General features: G+C 73.0%; 1 protein-coding gene. It reads left to right on the top strand.

The genetic code is table 11. From position 1 onward, the window contains the following. Positions 1 to 566 (top strand): calcium-binding protein (locus J3P36_RS16050; RefSeq protein ID WP_282595205.1); only part of this gene is annotated, 566 nt, incomplete at both ends.

The raw sequence follows: 566 nt of genomic DNA, 5'->3' as shown, positions 1-566 counted from the left end.
GCTCGGCGGCAGCGGCGCGGATACCCTCCAGGGCAGCAGCGACAACGATGCGCTGGACGGCGGCGGCGGCAACGACCTGCTGCGCGGCGACGGCGACAGCCAGATCGCCAACCGCGACACGCTGAACGGCGGCGCCGGTGCCGATACGCTCGCGGGCGGCGCGGGCGACGACCTGCTCCTCGGCGGCATGGGCAACGACAGCCTGGACGGCGGCAGCGGCATCGATTCGCTGAACCTCAGCACCTCCTCCGCCAGCGTCCATGTCGACCTCGCCGCCGGCACCGGCCGCGGCGGCCATGCCGAAGGCGACACCATCTTCGGCTTCGAGTACGTCTTCGGCAGCGGGCAGGCCGATACGCTGGCCGGCGGCATCGGCAGCGACACGCTGGCCGGCGGCACGCTGTCCGACCGCCTGGCCGGGGACGCCGGCAACGACCTGCTGCTGGTTGCCGATCTCGACGCCGGCGACACGCTGGATGGCGAGGCGGGCAGCGACACCTTGGTGGTCACCCGCAGGACCGTGATCGGCGAGGGTGACATGGCCGGCGTTTTCGGGATCGAGGCGC

This window comes from Naasia sp. SYSU D00057 (assembly GCF_017916505.1).
Lineage (GTDB): Bacteria > Actinomycetota > Actinomycetes > Actinomycetales > Microbacteriaceae > Naasia.
The sequence above is the reverse complement of the archived record's forward strand: the minus strand, read 5'-3'. Positions and strand labels throughout refer to the sequence as shown.